Source organism: Arthrobacter sp. MYb227 (genome assembly GCF_002975435.1).
GTDB lineage: Bacteria > Actinomycetota > Actinomycetes > Actinomycetales > Micrococcaceae > Paeniglutamicibacter.
In genome coordinates, this window is record NZ_PCPT01000001.1 from 606,281 (window position 1) to 621,131 (window position 14,851).

Annotated in this window: 15 protein-coding genes; 6 read left to right on the forward strand and 9 right to left on the reverse strand. The window is 54.7% G+C overall.

What is annotated here, in order from left to right:
• Positions 1 to 80 precede the first annotated feature (80 nt).
• Positions 81 to 1,757, forward strand: a complete 1,677-nt coding sequence (locus CQ018_RS02895) for a thiamine pyrophosphate-dependent enzyme (protein WP_105548440.1) — start codon at positions 81 to 83, stop codon at positions 1,755 to 1,757.
• A 319-nt stretch (positions 1,758 to 2,076) separates the two neighbouring features.
• Here the strand turns inward: CQ018_RS02895 and CQ018_RS20415 are convergent, their stop codons facing one another.
• Both CQ018_RS20415 and CQ018_RS19990 read right to left on the reverse strand, forming a co-directional pair.
• A complete protein-coding gene (locus CQ018_RS20415) occupies positions 2,077 to 2,262 on the reverse strand; it encodes a hypothetical protein (RefSeq protein ID WP_105548441.1) in 186 nt (61 codons plus the stop codon).
• Between the two features lie 19 nt (positions 2,263 to 2,281).
• Complete coding sequence (locus CQ018_RS19990; RefSeq protein WP_181149725.1) at positions 2,282 to 2,443, reverse strand: hypothetical protein; 162 nt, start codon at positions 2,441 to 2,443, stop codon at positions 2,282 to 2,284.
• On the opposite strand from CQ018_RS19990, the gene CQ018_RS02905 reads away from it, so the two are divergent.
• Both CQ018_RS02905 and CQ018_RS02910 read left to right on the forward strand, forming a co-directional pair.
• Positions 2,442 to 3,842, forward strand: coding sequence for a cell wall metabolism sensor histidine kinase WalK (locus CQ018_RS02905; protein ID WP_258142372.1), 1,401 nt, complete (start codon positions 2,442 to 2,444; stop codon positions 3,840 to 3,842). The genes CQ018_RS19990 and CQ018_RS02905 overlap by 2 nt on opposite strands.
• A complete protein-coding gene (locus CQ018_RS02910; protein ID WP_105548442.1) occupies positions 3,820 to 4,488 on the forward strand; it encodes a response regulator transcription factor in 669 nt (222 codons plus the stop codon). The genes CQ018_RS02905 and CQ018_RS02910 overlap by 23 nt, the downstream gene beginning before the upstream one ends.
• Positions 4,489 to 4,827: 339 nt before the next feature.
• Here CQ018_RS02910 and CQ018_RS02915 read toward each other — a convergent pair whose 3' ends face one another.
• From CQ018_RS02915 to paaZ, 3 genes are all read right to left on the reverse strand, one after another.
• Positions 4,828 to 5,244: a hypothetical protein gene (locus CQ018_RS02915; protein WP_146111805.1), complete on the reverse strand. Its 417-nt coding sequence runs from the start codon at positions 5,242 to 5,244 to the stop codon at positions 4,828 to 4,830.
• Positions 5,245 to 5,363: 119 nt separating this feature from the next.
• Entirely contained in the window at positions 5,364 to 6,581 is a 1,218-nt protein-coding gene (locus CQ018_RS02920) for a phosphotransferase (protein WP_105548444.1), read from the reverse strand.
• A 248-nt stretch (positions 6,582 to 6,829) separates the two neighbouring features.
• Positions 6,830 to 8,956, reverse strand: a complete 2,127-nt coding sequence (paaZ, locus tag CQ018_RS02925) for a phenylacetic acid degradation bifunctional protein PaaZ (protein WP_105548445.1) — start codon at positions 8,954 to 8,956, stop codon at positions 6,830 to 6,832.
• A gap of 111 nt (positions 8,957 to 9,067) precedes the next feature.
• Between paaZ and CQ018_RS02930 the strand changes: the two genes are divergently transcribed.
• Positions 9,068 to 9,505 carry a PaaI family thioesterase gene (locus CQ018_RS02930; protein ID WP_105548446.1) on the forward strand — a complete coding sequence of 146 codons (438 nt, stop codon included), beginning with the start codon at positions 9,068 to 9,070 and terminating at the stop codon, positions 9,503 to 9,505.
• 12 nt (positions 9,506 to 9,517) lie between these two features.
• On the opposite strand, the gene CQ018_RS02935 is transcribed toward CQ018_RS02930, so the two are convergent.
• From CQ018_RS02935 to CQ018_RS02945, 3 genes are read right to left on the reverse strand one after another with little or no spacing between them, the layout of a single operon-like run.
• On the reverse strand, positions 9,518 to 10,141 hold the full coding sequence (locus CQ018_RS02935) for a hypothetical protein (protein ID WP_105548447.1): 624 nt from the start codon (positions 10,139 to 10,141) through the stop codon (positions 9,518 to 9,520).
• A 38-nt stretch (positions 10,142 to 10,179) separates the two neighbouring features.
• A complete protein-coding gene (locus CQ018_RS02940; protein WP_105548448.1) occupies positions 10,180 to 10,416 on the reverse strand; it encodes a helix-turn-helix transcriptional regulator in 237 nt (78 codons plus the stop codon).
• Positions 10,416 to 11,180: a hypothetical protein gene (locus tag CQ018_RS02945; RefSeq protein ID WP_105548449.1), complete on the reverse strand. Its 765-nt coding sequence runs from the start codon at positions 11,178 to 11,180 to the stop codon at positions 10,416 to 10,418. Before CQ018_RS02945 ends, CQ018_RS02940 begins: the two co-directional genes overlap by 1 nt.
• A gap of 252 nt (positions 11,181 to 11,432) precedes the next feature.
• On the opposite strand from CQ018_RS02945, the gene CQ018_RS02950 reads away from it, so the two are divergent.
• Both CQ018_RS02950 and CQ018_RS02955 read left to right on the forward strand, forming a co-directional pair.
• Complete coding sequence (locus tag CQ018_RS02950; RefSeq protein ID WP_258142373.1) at positions 11,433 to 12,320, forward strand: serine protein kinase RIO; 888 nt, start codon at positions 11,433 to 11,435, stop codon at positions 12,318 to 12,320.
• A gap of 207 nt (positions 12,321 to 12,527) precedes the next feature.
• Entirely contained in the window at positions 12,528 to 12,956 is a 429-nt protein-coding gene (locus CQ018_RS02955; protein ID WP_105548450.1) for a hypothetical protein, read from the forward strand.
• Here the strand turns inward: CQ018_RS02955 and CQ018_RS02960 are convergent.
• Entirely contained in the window at positions 12,937 to 14,598 is a 1,662-nt protein-coding gene (locus CQ018_RS02960) for an ATP-binding cassette domain-containing protein (protein WP_181149699.1), read from the reverse strand. The genes CQ018_RS02955 and CQ018_RS02960 overlap by 20 nt on opposite strands.
• Positions 14,599 to 14,851: the final 253 nt, after the last annotated feature.

Genomic DNA, 14,851 nt, shown 5'->3' on the forward strand with positions numbered 1-14,851 from the left:
TCGGCACGGTGGAGCACAAAGAGGTGCCACACCGAAAAATATCCCCGTCTTCGTTTCGGCGAGCGCCAGGAGAACATTTCATGTCTACACAGTTGCAAGAGGTTGCGCAGGAATTAGATTCACCTGCTTTAAGGTCCGCGGGGCATGTCATTGTTGACACGCTTGTAGCCCATGGGGTGGAGCGCACCTACGTAATTCCGGGCGAAAGCTACCTGGATGTTCTTGATGGTCTTCACCATTCCGCAGTTGAAACCATCGTCTGCCGCCACGAAGGCGGTGCCGTATACATGGCGGAAGCCGATGGAAAGATGCACCAGCGGCCGGGTATCGCCATGGTCACCCGTGGCCCGGGTGCCGCTAACGCGCATGTTGGACTGCACACCGCGTGGCAAGATTCAACACCGATGGTACTTTTTGTTGGGCTCATTCCTTTCGCGCACCGTGACCGCGAGGCATTCCAAGAATTTGATATCAAGGCGTGGTTCAGCACCGGCGCTAAGCGCGTGATGGTGCTTGATCACCCGGAACGTGCATCGGAGATTGTTGCCGAGGCAATGTTTGCCGCAATGAGCGGCCGTCCCGGTCCGGTTGTTGTAGGGCTGCCCGAGGACGTCATCCGTGAAATGGTTGACCCTACATTGCACCCCATCATTCCTGTGGCTCCCGGCGGCATGACCGTCACCGACTGGAAAGAGCTGAAGTTCGCGCTCGAAGAATCCGAAAAACCCCTATTTGTTGTGGGAGGTAATGACTGGACAGCAGAAGGTGTTGCAACACTCACCACATGGCTAGAGGAACACAAAATTGCTGCGGCGGTCGAATGGCGCTGCGAGGGAAACATTCCTTTCAGTTCCCCTTCCTATGTTGGGCCCATTGGTTACGGACGACCCAAGCCAACCTACGATTTGTTGGAAGAAACCGATCTATTGGTCTTCGTTGGTACGGTCCCGGGAGATGTGATCACCGATGGATTCGTGGTGCGTCAAGACTGGAGCAAGAAGAACTTCCTTGTCACCATCGACCCCTCGCTGCGCGGCCGATCCGGACCAGTTTCTCACCAGATTGTTTCCAAGCCAGATGTATTCGTCAGGGACCTGGTCATGATGGACTTGGATGTGAAACCAGAATGGCAGGCATTCACCGAGCGCATGCGCGGTGAGCAGGAAAAGTTTGCTGCCTTACCTTCGGCAACGCCCTCTGCTGGTCCCGCACGGATGGATACCATGATGGCAAACCTCGCCATCGGTTTGCCCAAGGATGCAATGATCACCCTTGGCGCTGGTGAACACACCAACTGGGCGCACCGCTACTTCCCCACCGAAGAATACGCCTCAATGATTTCGGCGCGTAACGGGTCCATGGGTTACTCGGTACCTTCCGCCATCGCCGCATCACTGAATTTCCCTGGGCGCCGCGTGGTGACCATCGCCGGTGATGGCGAGTTCTTGATGAACGGTCAGGAACTGGCAACCGCGGCTCAGTACGGCGCAACCCCGTTGGTCATCGTGATGGACAACCAGGAATACGGGACCATCCGTACCCACCAGGAACGTCACTATCCGGAACGAGTTTCCGGAACCCAGCTGAAGAACCCCGATTTCGCCTTGATGGCTCAGGCCTTTGGTGGGTTTGGTGTGCGAGTTGAGAAGGATGCGGACATTCCAGCAGCTCTTCAGGCCGCGCTGAAGGCTATCGATGAGGAAGGCCAGTTTGCGCTCATCCACCTGATCGTGGAACAGCGCGTCAAGGCCTACTAAGCACCGGCAGTAGATCTTCATGAGGAATATCTGTGGTCCCTTAAGTTCAGGGACCACAGATATTCCTATTTTTGCCTCTTTTGATTCCATGGAACCGGCGGTTTAGCCCCTGGTGGTGTCTTGGTACTGGTCAGAATGAAGTCTTTCTCATCTCTGTCTCATCATTCTCGGACATACTGGAATGCATGAGATGGGGAAGACTGAGCAAGATCGTGCTCGCCGCTTTGGCATTAGCTGCCTTAGCTTTGGGTTCCTATGCGGTGGCCAAACAGCTTTCGGCGCCCCCGGCCGTAAATTTGGGCCCGGCAATTCGCATCGATCAAAGTGCTCCAGCGACCTCGGCGCTACCATCACCGGCAGCACCTTCTACAGCTACGCAGTCACCTGAACCCACGCCCCCATCATCGCCACCGGCAGAACCGGCACCTTCTAAGACTCCGCGACCGTCGGTAAAACCCCAGCCAACCCAAAAAACTGTGCTCCCCTCCAAACCGGCACCAGTCAAACCCCTGCCACCTTCTAAGTCATATGACGACGACGATGATGATGATGATGACGGGGATGATGACGATGACTAGAGCGGAGCGGCGCGCAACGAAAACCTTGGAACAGGGCGATGAGAGTTCGGCTAAGCGTCGTGGGTTTTCCGTACGCACCCGCGTACTTGCCGGCATGTTAGGGCTCATGACCGTAGCATTCGCCATCACCGGAACTGCCGTGTATCTTCTCCAGGTCGGGACCATGGATGCCCGCATTGATGATTCACTCAAACGTAGTGCCCAAGAATTTGAGGTGCTTGCTGCCCGACATTCCGTGCGGGCTACCAACGCAGAACCCCTCACGGCAGAAGCATTGCTATATGCAGCAATGCAACAAACCCTGCCCGCCAAACATGAAGGAATGCTCAGCATAGTTGATGGGAAAATCCGCTGGACGGCCCCGGAAGTGGTCAACACCCGCTTAGAAGAAGACCCAGAATTTGTTTCATGGGTGCTCAACCAAGCCTCGGATGAGTACATCATGCTCCAAAGCATGAGCACCACCACTTCCACCTACCGTGTGCTCAATGTACCGATAAACTTCACCCAGTCGGCTTCCAATTCTCATCTGATCTTTGCCTACAACTACTCAGCAGAAAAGCACGCACTGAACCGTGGCTTCCTCATGTACACGGTCGTCGGGTTTACGGTATTACTTGCCGCAGGTGCCGCGGGCTGGCTACTAGTAGGACGTTTCCTACGTCCTGTGGCGCTATTGCGCGATACAGCGCAGCAAATTTCCGAATCGGATCTATCCCAACGCATTGAAGTGGTGGGCCGTGATGATCTTGCCGAACTCACCATTACGGTCAACGCAATGCTCGACCGGGTAGAAAATGCAGTGGTGTCTCAACGCCAATTACTCGATGATGTTGGCCATGAACTTCGTACACCGGTCACCATTGTCCAGGGCCATCTTGAACTCATGGACCGTAATGACCCCGAGGATGTGGACCAAGCCAGGGATATCGCTCTTTCCGAGCTAGACCGCATGTCATTCCTGATCAACGATCTGGTGACGCTCGCGACCTCAAATAGTGTTGGTTTCGTCCAACCAGTTCCCACTCATACCGGAACGCTACTTGATGAACTCTTGGACCGTGCTTACCCCTTGGGTGAACGAATCTGGCGCATTGGTCACCGGGTAGAAATCATCACCAACCTCGATCCTCAACGCATCACCCAAGCAATGCTTCAGCTATGTTCAAATGCCGTGAAGTTCACCGCTGTTGGTTCAACTATCACCATGGGCACAAACCTCGTCAGCATTTCGGATGAAGACCAAGTGTTGCGTCTGTGGGTTCGTGATGAGGGTGTGGGTATTGCTCCAGAGGATCAGGAGAAGATCTTTGAACGTTTTGGGCGTGGCCGCAATTCAAAACGTACCGAAGGATCCGGGTTGGGACTCAACATTGTTTCGGCAATCGCCGAAGCACATCACGGTCATGTTGGCGTTGACTCACAAATCGGTGCCGGTTCAACCTTTGTTATTGAAATCCCCATTTACTTAGAGAGTGCAGAAGATGAGCCGGATACTGATTATTGAAGATGAAGAACGTATTGCTTCTTTTGTTGCCAAAGGACTAAAAGCAGCCGGCTTCCAGCCAACCATTGCCGCAACAGGTTTAGAGGGCGGCTATCTGGCCCAAACTGGCGAGTTCGAGCTCATCATTCTCGATTTAGGTCTACCCGATGAGGATGGTTTTTCGGTGCTGGCCCGGATCCGTTCCACGGACACCGAAACTCCGGTAATCATTCTCACAGCACGCTCGAGCATTGATGACACGGTAGCGGGACTGGAGAACGGAGCGGATGACTATATGGCCAAGCCGTTTCGCTTCGAGGAATTGCTTGCGCGCGTTCGCTTGCGCTTACGTCCTCAAGCAACAGTTGCCGAGGACCAAGTCATCCGTTTTGGCCCGCTCGAGCTTGACGCCAGTAGCCGTCGGACCCGTTTGGACGGCCGGGAGATTGATCTTTCTGCACGGGAATTCGGCCTAGCCGAAGCCTTCATGCGTAATCCCGGACAGGTACTCAGTCGTGAGCAACTGCTATCGCGTGTCTGGGGTTATGACTTTGACCCCGGATCAAACGTCGTAGATGTGTATGTGCGCTATTTGCGCAACAAGATTGGAGCCGAATGGTTCACCACAGTGCGCGGCATGGGATACCGCTTTGAAGAGCCCGTCTAAAGACGACAGTACGCGACAGACACACGTATTTTACGCGTTCCACTTGCTTAAAGACTTGAGCCATACCGGCCCAAATCGTTCAAAAACAATCAAGGTCTCTTCATACCGAAGATGCCCCTTGTGCGGCTTCGGTTCGTTTCAAATACTTTGCGTGTTCACGTTGCCAACTTTGCACATAGAGAAATCTACGTGGTATCCAAAGACTTACCGGGGTAACGGAAGGCACGCTGCGCGCTTGCATTTCCCACCACAACGAAGGGTGGACTGGTATCCGTTCTCGAGGGGGAATCGAGCCCGGATACCAGCCCTAGGGGGATCCTACTGAGGGGATTCTATATGTTAGTCAGCGCTGGGAGCCGACTGAGCAGAGACCGGAGACTGAGGTGACAGCGGGGAGACGGCGGTCTTAGCCGAAACTGCTGACTTAGCCGACACCGGCGAGACAGCCGACTTAGCCGACACCGGCGAGACAGCCGACTTAGCCGACACCGGCGAGACAGCGCTCTTCGCCGACACCGGCGAGACAGCGCTCTTCGCCGACACCGGCGAGTGTGCAGAGAGCGTTGGCGCCACCGAGTTGGTCGTGGCGTTGGCTGCCTGTTGTACCGAGGTCAGTGACTGAGAATCGTTGCTCTGCTGAGTAAGTACGGTTTCGCTAGCCGGGGTGGTAGTTGGCTGCGCTACAGCAACCCCGGCACCAATTGCTACTACACCAAGTGCGCCGGTGATTGACCAAAACATACGTGACTTCTTCATGGCTACAGACCTTTCAATCTTTCTTCTGCTGTTGAACTGCTTCCAGCATGACAAGTGAAAGTGAGGAGAAGAGGAGAAACAGATGAGAACACTCTCATCTTTGCCTTAGAACGAAATTCTTAGTCCGTACGACCTAGGAAATGTTCAACGATGCTCAAACGATTCATGGCGATGAGGTGCCACTGTGGATTATTTTCATCTCGTGCCCCGGCCACTAGCGACAACACCACGCATGCTGCTCGTGCATAGAGTCCAGCCGCTGGGATACCTCGAGATTCAAGTTCTACGGCAAAGGCCCGACAATAACTTTCTAGGTATTCTTGCACTCGGTGATACCGCTGATCTAAGTTTGGTAATACGGCGAGATGGCCTAGGAAACAGGCCAAGTCATCAACCAAATAACCAGGACCAGCTGAATCAATATCCAGTAATCCGGTAATTTCCCCATCCTGGACGAAGATATTTGCTTCATAGAAGTCGCCGTGACTTGGCACCACGGGGCCGCGTGGGCAGGCTTCAAGCAGTTGAGACAAGTGCTGAATTTGTAACCCGATCCGTTCCCCTTGATCGGGGACGGCGGTCTGCGCAGCATGTCCATACCACCCTAATCGATCAGACCATGCCGGTCGTGCCGGGAACTCTAACAAGGTCTTTGGCAGCGAATCGAGCAATCCGATAATACGTTGTGGACTCAGAGGAAGTACCGCTGAATGCATTAGTGCTTCGGCTAGCGGCTGCCCTGAGGTTCGTCCACAAGCTAAGACTTCGTTAACCGGAGGGCCAGCCGGAACCGGGGCTGGAATACCAACTTCAAGTAGGGCAAGGTGTTTGTCCATCAACGATTGGGCGTCTTTACGCAATACCTTGAGGAACAGCTGCTCGTCATTGGCAAATTGTGCGATCATTACGGCACGTCGCAAGGGCCGATAGGCAAGCGTTCGCAGCCCTTCTAGGGTCCGTCCCCCACCCCAGGTTTCCTCAACGAAGGCAGGAGTTGTTGCCAGCGGCAATCCTGGTAATAGCGGATCTGCCGGATGTAACCACACGGTCACACTCCCACGCTCATTCTCGATTCGGACAGTACCCTCAGGTACGCTTTTCAGCTTTTCAGCGGTCGCCCCGAGATACATTGAAGTACTCCCGTCGGTGGCCTCAAAAACACCTGAGACTCCAGCCCCGGGACGATGATGAAGCTCTGCCACTGTGATCGCTGCATGCTCCAGACCCAGCGGAGCCACAATCTCTGCGAGCATGCCGGTGAACTCTTCGGAACCGAGAAAATCCAGCTGTTCTCGTTCCGACCATGAGCCAGTATTTTGGGTTACCGGTGAATTCATCGAATGTTCGATTCCTTTCAGGTGAACATGCAGTTCAGGTGCGCGCCTTTGACCATTCCAGATTCCGTTCTGTCCGCTACCCTCTCACATTCGGATGCTCACTTGGGGTAACGGCTCGCAAAAAATATTTTGGCACCCAACAAGCAGCTCGGTGAAATGACAGCGGCCGGTTTTGGTAGCTTTCCTTATGGGAGATCTACCAAAACCGGCCGTCACATCATTTACTTGGCTTTCACCAATGAGCCGTTTTAGGCCCAGTTAGCGTAAGTGGTGTTTTCCTTTTCAACCAACGTCAACACATCGTAGGTTGCCACAATCTCGCCAGCCTGGTTATTGATGACTGCGTCCCAAGCCACTTCGCCGTATTCATCGGTGACACGCGGAGTGATCTTCTTGGCGGTCAGCGTGACACGGATGGAATCTCCTGACGGCACCGGAGTGATGAAGCGCAGGTTCTCCAGACCGTAGTTGGCAAGCACCGGGCCGGGCGCTGGCTGGACGAACAGTCCTGCAGCCCAGGACACTAACAGGTATCCGTGGGCAACAATACCCGGGAAAAACGGGTTGGCTTCCGCTGCTGCCTGATCTGTGTGCGCGTAGAAGGTGTCACCTGTTTCATTGGCGAAGGCGGTAATTTCTTCCAGCGTTACTTCACGCAATGGTGAGGCAAAAGCATCACCAATCTTTAGCTCGGCAAGCGACTTACGGAACGGGTGAATTGCACCTTCCACAGCACCAAACTCAGCAGCACCGGCGATCACGCGGTCGGCACCGGTGTGCCAAATACCGGTAACTGCCGTGAGCATATTTGGTGAACCCTGGATTGCTGTGCGTTGCATGTGGTGCTTGACCGAGCGGATACCGCCAAGTTCTTCGCCACCACCTGCACGCCCGGGGCCACCGTGTACCAAGTGCGGCACCGGGGAACCGTGCCCCGTGGATGTACGTGCGGTCTCGCGGTTGAGCATGTGCACGCGGCCGTGGTGCGAGGCGATACCCACGCTGAGCGTCTGGGCGATCTGCGGATCATTGGTACATACTGTTGCCACCAGCGAGCCCGAGCCCATTGCGGCCAAGCGAATCGCGTCCTCAAGGTCGGTATACCCAATCACGGAGCTAACCGGGCCGAAGGCTTCACGGCTGTGAACCGCTTGGTTATTTACATCGTCCCAGGTCAATAAGAGTGGGGACATGAAGGCGCCAGCACTAACAACTGCTTCTTTCCCGTTTGCCGTGCGCACCACTGGGGCATCGAGGGTGCCGTAAGCAATCTCGCCGCCAGCTGCAATCATTTCTTCAACAGCTGCACGTACATCACGCAGCTGCTCCAGTGAGGCAAGCGCACCCATGGTGACGCCTTCGGCACGTGGGTCACCGATGACCACCCGCTGATCGATTCGTTCACCAACGGCCTTCACTACGTCATCCACAAGTGCTGCCGGGACAATGGTGCGGCGGATTGCTGTACATTTCTGCCCGGCCTTCACAGTCATTTCCGTGACAACAGCCTTGATGAATGCCTCAAATTCCGGGGTGCCGGTGACGGCATCGGGCCCCAGGATCGCTGCGTTGAGCGAGTCGGTCTCGGCGGTGAAGCGTACTCCACCGTCGATGACATTCTTGTGTGCCTTCAGCGAAGATGCCGTGGAAGCCGAACCGGTAAAGGAAAGCATGTCGCGGTAGTCAAGCACATCAAGCAGGGTGCGGGCCGAACCCGAAATCAGTTGGATGGAGCCTTCTGGCAGGATGCCGGATTCAACCATCAAGCGCACCATGCCCTCGGCTACATAACCGGTGGGAGTTGCTGGCTTGGCAATGGTTGGAACGCCGGCAATGAAAGCCGGTGCAAACTTTTCAAGCATTCCCCAGACCGGGAAGTTGAACGCGTTGATCTGTGCGGCAACACCGGGGATGCGGGTGTAGATGTGTTCACCGGCGAAAGAGCCATCGCGGGAGAGAACTTCCATGGGTCCGTCAAGGATGACGTTTGAGTTGGGAAGTTCGCGGCGTCCCTTGGAAGAGAAGGTGAAGAGCACACCTATGCCACCGTCAATATCCACCATTGAGTCGATCTTGGTGGCGCCGGTGCGGAAGGACATTTCGTAGAGTTCTTCGCGGCGTCCATTAAGGAACTGGGCGAGTTCTTTAAGCTTTAGGGCACGCTCGTGCAAGGATAGCTTGCCCAGCTCGCGCTGCCCGACGGTGCGTGCGTAGTCAACCATTGCGGCAAGATCTAGGCCGTTGGAGTCAACGGTTGCTAGGGCCTCTCCGGTGTTTGCATCGAGTACCGCGGTGCCTTCGGCCGGATCGGACGGAGTCCACCAGGCGTTTTGGACAAAGCTAGGAACAAGTGGAGCCATGGGAGTTGTCGTCATCGACGAATCCTTCCTGAACGATCGGTCAGTATTAGCAACCACAGTACAGTATGGTGCAGGACACTACGAGTCTCACGTGTCCATATGACTTAGCTTGAGGAGAACTCCACGATGAGTGAACAACGCCCCACCGCCCCCACCGCAGAAAATTCCATCGATGGTGTTTGGCAGATAGCCCTGGGCGAACTTGATGAAAAAATGGGCATCAAGATCATTGAAGAATCGGTGGACAAGGTTGTTGCAACCATGCCGGTCGAAGGAAACCGCCAGTCCTTTGGTCTACTGCACGGAGGTGCTTCGCTAGCTGTGGGTGAGGCAGTGGGTTCGTGGGCCGCTGTGAAACATGCCTCAACGTTGGGTAAGTCGGCAGTGGGTGTCGATATCTCGGCAACTCATCACAAGGGTGCTCGCGAAGGGCTGATTACTATTACCGCAACGCCGATTAGCTTGGGCCGTCGCATGGCAAGCCATCAGGTAATTATCGAAAATGAGGCAGGTCAGCGACTATGCACCATGCGCATCACCAACCTGATTATTGATATCCGCTAGCTCTCCCTGTAACTACGTGTCGCAGGTGGAGTCCGGCGTACCAACGACAGCGAACGCCGGCCCCTGAGGTGTGACGGTTCCGCTCAGTCCATAGGCGGAAAGGGTCACCTCGGGGGTTCGCACGGTCCCCATTGAACCACCGACCGACATGCACCCGGGGCTTCGCTCAACCACTGCCGAGATCCGGACCGCGTCACCCGGCAGAAGGTCTTGATTCAAGACGAAATTGGCATCTGCGGAACCACCGACGGTACGTTCAATTAAATTGAGTGTCAGGCGGGGCATATGCGCCCCGTTTGCATTGCCCTCCCCCATCATGGCAATGCCCAGGCCCGTCAAGGAAACCTTCGTTTTGCCTGCATTGCTGATGCTAAAGGAAAAAGTGCAAGCAAGTCCGTCGTTGAGTTTGAGGGCCGGTACCGGGTATTTGATTTCTTCGGAGGAACCAAGTTCGTACTCGAAAATCGTGACATCTTCCGGGCGCTCGCAACTAAAAGCATCTGCCCCAATCAGGACTTCCACCTGGGAACGCGCCTTTGCGGCATTAGAAACCCAGACAGCGCCGATCACCGCCACACCAAAGACAAGCACCGCTCCAATGGTGAATGCGACAATGCGCCCGCGTTTCTTTTCCATGGGCAGATCCTACGCCAAAACTGTCCTCATTAGTGCTTTTAGGACTCGTTTTCGGTTTCTAACAACTCACCAACATGGCAGTCAAGTGCCCCACAGATGGCCACTAAAGTGGAGAATCGGATGGCTCGAGCGCGGTTGTTCTTCAAGACAGATAAGTTCACGACGCTTATCCCGATTTTCTCACTGAGCTCCACCAGCGTCATATTTCGTTTTTCTAGCAACGCACCAAGATTGCAGAGTATCCCCGTGGGTTCCTCAACTTCCGAGTTACCCACTAAACCAGTCCTGCAGTATCTTTTTGCATTTCAAGGCCGCGCCTAAAAATCTGCGCGGTCGTGAACAGCCCAAGTCCTGCCCACAGCGGCCACAGGTTGAAATTAATATCAAGGTAAACCGGTGTCGGAATACCGATAATGTCCTGCAAGCTTTCTCGTTCCATGGCGTCCCTTTGAAATGATGACCCATGATAACTAAGGACTTGCTCCGATGCCTGCATCCCTGCCAGGGATTCGGTAAGTTGCCACCCGAGCCCGCACACGAGAATCACCACCGCGGCGGCGGTGAACCATCTGATCAGCACCGGACGGAATGTTGCCTTGGTGATATAGCCATTACACATGCTAACTACTGCTGCACCGATAAAAATAGCTGCCACACCCTGCAAAAAGGATGTACTTGCCAACAACCAGCGAGTATTGGCCGCCAGTCCTTCCACTTCTACCAGGGCCTGGGTAAACCCACCCGAAAGTACCGTGGCGGAAACCCCCGTCATGGTGGAGCCGCTCGGAAGCGAAGGCCAAAATTCTTCCACCGGCATCTTGACCACCAGACTCGGCGCCGTCAGTGTCTGGGCCAAACGATAAATGGTGGAAGCACTGGCAATGACGATGTACGCCACCGCAATTCCCCGCGTCAGCACCACACGGCGCTGCGCAGCTTCCCCACCATTTCGCGCAGTCTTCCTATCGAAGAGCGGTGCCACCAATAACGCGGCCAGGAAGGCCACCAGAAGCATTGCAATGGTTCCCAGTATTGACATCAAATACTCCCGGCTCGTGAGGCAAATGTGATTTCAAGTCTTTTTGGAATCAGCCCCAGCATAATGCTTATCGTTATGCCTCACCAAGCTTGCACGCTTTTTGGGTCAGCGCCTCAAAGTGATTGACAAACATCGACCACTCATGGTTTTCTTGAATCATTCCATTTATGACTATCGAAGGAGGGAACCCGATGAGTGTCCCAATGCGCACCCCAAAATCCTTATTCCCTTCGTTCGGAAGTCCCAAACATCGTGAAAAAATTTTCAGAATCCACTTTCCAACCAATCCGTAAGCCGAAGACCTCTCGTCAAGATTCAGGCGGCGCTAAGCAAGATCCCGACTGGAATATGCTCGATGACCAATTGCGAGAAGACCAGCGCTGGTCAACCTGGCCCGACACCGAAAAACTCATGCGTGGGCCACATCCCTACCCCGAATTTGTCATCGAAGACGCAGCAGCTATCGATACCGAACTCGGGGTGCTGAAAACCGGCAAGGAAGCGGATGTCTTCCTCATTGAACGTGCAACCACCGAGCACAGCGCGTTACTTGCAGCGAAACGCTATAGGTCATCCGAGCAGCGCATGTTTTCACGCTCAACGATCTATACCGAAGGGCGCAGCATACGTCGCTCACGTGATGCGCGGGCCCTCAAAAATTCCAGTACTTACGGCAAGCTCGTCGAAGCATCGCGTTGGGCAGACTCCGAATGGCAGTACCTCAAACTATGCTTTGCTGCCGGAGTCCCGGTTCCTTATCCGGTTCAAATCCTTGGCACCGAGATCCTCATGGAATTCATTGAAGACCCCAATTCACCGGGCATGGCTGCGCCCCGTTTGCATCAGGTACATCCAACGCAGGTACGCCTACGTGACTATTGGGAACAACTCGTTGAGGCGATGCGTGTCCTATCAAGCTTGGGTTTTGCTCACGGAGATCTCTCGGCCTACAACGTACTTGCCGCTGGTGAGCGCTTGGTGATCATTGATTTACCACAGCTCGTTGATCTTGCTGGCAACTCCCAAGGTGTTGAGCTCCTGCAGCGTGATTGTCGAAATATGTGTAGCTGGTTTGCCTCGCGTGGGCTCGAAAAAGACAGCGAAGAACTACTCTCTGAGCTCATGGCGGCCACCTGGTGAATAACACCGGACGGCGCCTACATCATTGCCGGGTTACTCGTGCTGGTTTCTGCGGCCTTTCGGGACTATTCTTAGCCATCAAAACTGTTCCGGGCTGCTCATATGAAACCAATTCGACTCGCACCTCAAGACAACAGAACGCAGCCACGTGGCCACTCCTGGCCTTCCAATTTGCTAGTTGAAGCAACTTTAGGAAAGGACAAAAAGTTGCGTACCGCGTACAAGGTTGTCGCCCACATTATTGCCGCGGCAGTAGTCATCCAGGCAGCTCTGATCGCTTGGACATTGTTCGGGTTCATTCCCGGATTTGAGGAGGGGACTGTTCCTGATGGCCCACCATTCAGTGCAATGCTGCACGGAAGCATAGGCATGTATGCCGCACCCGTGTTGGCCCTGGCCTTGGTAGTCATTGCGCTACTGGGCCATGCGGGGCTGAAATGGGCACTATGGCTTGTAGCAGCCGTGGTGGTGCAAATTGCTCTTGCCTTCATCGCATTTGGTGCACCTTGGGTTGGTGCACTTCACGGGCTCAATGCTTTCACCATCATTGCACTGGCCGAGGTGGGCGCCAGGGCTGTTGCCCACGCTCCGGAGCATGTTCCAAGCGCCAAGCAGGTCATGCGTCCGGCTGTCTAGGAATTCTCTGCATTTCCCATTCACGATCCGTGGCCAGCACCTCGAGGAATTCCTCGTCGTGGCTGGCCACAATCATGGCCCCGCCAAAGGACTCGAGCGCGGAAAGCAATTGCTCGATCGTGACCAAATCCAGATTGTTTGTTGGTTCATCGAGCAGGAGTAGTTGCGGTGCCGGCGTCGCCAGCAGCACCATCGCCAAGGCGACCCGAAAGCGCTCCCCACCGGAAAGCTGCGACACTGGTTCTTCAACCCGACTGCCCCGGAAATGAAAAGCTGCTAGCTGTTCACGCAATTGGCCGGGAGTCTTTTCCGGTGCCGCGGCACGCACGTTATCTAGCATGCTCGACTGCTCGTTTAGCCCTTCCCAACTATCCGAGTCTGTTCCGCCTAATCGCTGACGTATGAATCCCACTGGAACTTTCGACGCCAATGCGAGGCGATTCATCAGGGTTGTTTTGCCTACCCCATTGCCGCCCACCACTGAGATTTTTTCCGGTCCGCGCACGCTGAGAACGGCGTTCTCGCTTATCGGTTCCCCTCCTTCGCTCAAAACACCGAGCAAGATCTCGGCGCCACCGAGCTGCAGGATGTCACGTCCGGCGGGGACAGCCGATTCGGGGAGCTCAATTGCGATCCTTAAGCCGGCCGGAAGATCGTTGCGAGCCGCTTCCAGTTCCGTGTGTGCCTCGGATTCCTTAGATTTCATAGTTGTTCTAGTCTTGGCCGCGGTACCCTCCGCCTTATTCTTCAGGGTGTTAGCCAAGATCTTGGGCATAGATTGGGCAGCCTTGTGTCCCTGCTTAGCACGCCTAGCAATCTTCGTTTCGGCTTCCCGCCGTTGCCTTCTCTCGGTAGCTAGGACCTGTCTAGCATCGCGAATTCGGCGCTCGGCAGATGCCTTGTCACTTTCTAGTGCATCTAGCCTGGAATCCCAATCAGCAAAATGGATCATCTCCATTTTCTCGGCTCGTAGGGCACGTACGTTGACCGGTCGTAATTCTGCAATGGAGCCGACCAGCCCCAACAACGTTTTGTCGTGTGTAGTGACTACTACGGTTCCACTGGCGCGTTCTAACACCCCATAGAGCTTGTTCCGCGCCGCACGATCAAGGTTGTTTGTCGGCTCATCCAGAAGCAGAATTGAGCTTTCACTCAGTTCGATCCCGGCGAGCGAAACGGCCATAGTTTCTCCTCCCGAAAGGCTCAACACCTTACGAGACATGAAGCTTGAGTCGATATGTGTCCCCAAGTATCCCTGCAACAGCGCGGTACTGCGCTCGGCTAGGTCCCAGTCGTCACCGATGAGATCCATATCGGTTTCAAGATCCGTCGATTGCTCACCAATCACCCGTTCAAGCGCGGCAAGCTTCGTTTCAAGGCCCATCAAATCGGCAACGCTGCGTTGGACATGAAGAACTGTATTCTGCGCCAAATAACCGGGCTTTGAACTTGTCGTGATGCTACCGGATGTGGGTAGGAGCTCACCGGCAATGAGCTTCAAAAGCGTTGATTTCCCGGAACCGTTAGAACCTATGAGCCCCGTGACGCCCTGCGAAAATGATGTTGAAAGCCCTTCAAATAGGGTGCCGCCATTGGGCCAAAAAAATTCAAGCTGGTCAATAACAATGGGGTGGGTCTGCATATGAGTTCTCGATTCGACGAAGCAATACGCCGAAAACATGAATCCCTCTGGCAACATCGATCAGGGGGTGTTGCGGGAAACTGTTCCTTGGCGCGATTAGGCGAAGGCAAGAACTTTGAGCACAGCGTGATCCTCACGTCGACAATAAGACTCTTCAATCCTGCGGCCGGAGGTCTCAAAGTGTCAAGTTCGACCGCCTTGGCAACAAACACTTATGGTTTCGCATCGGTAGACGCATCTTTTGCTACGGTCA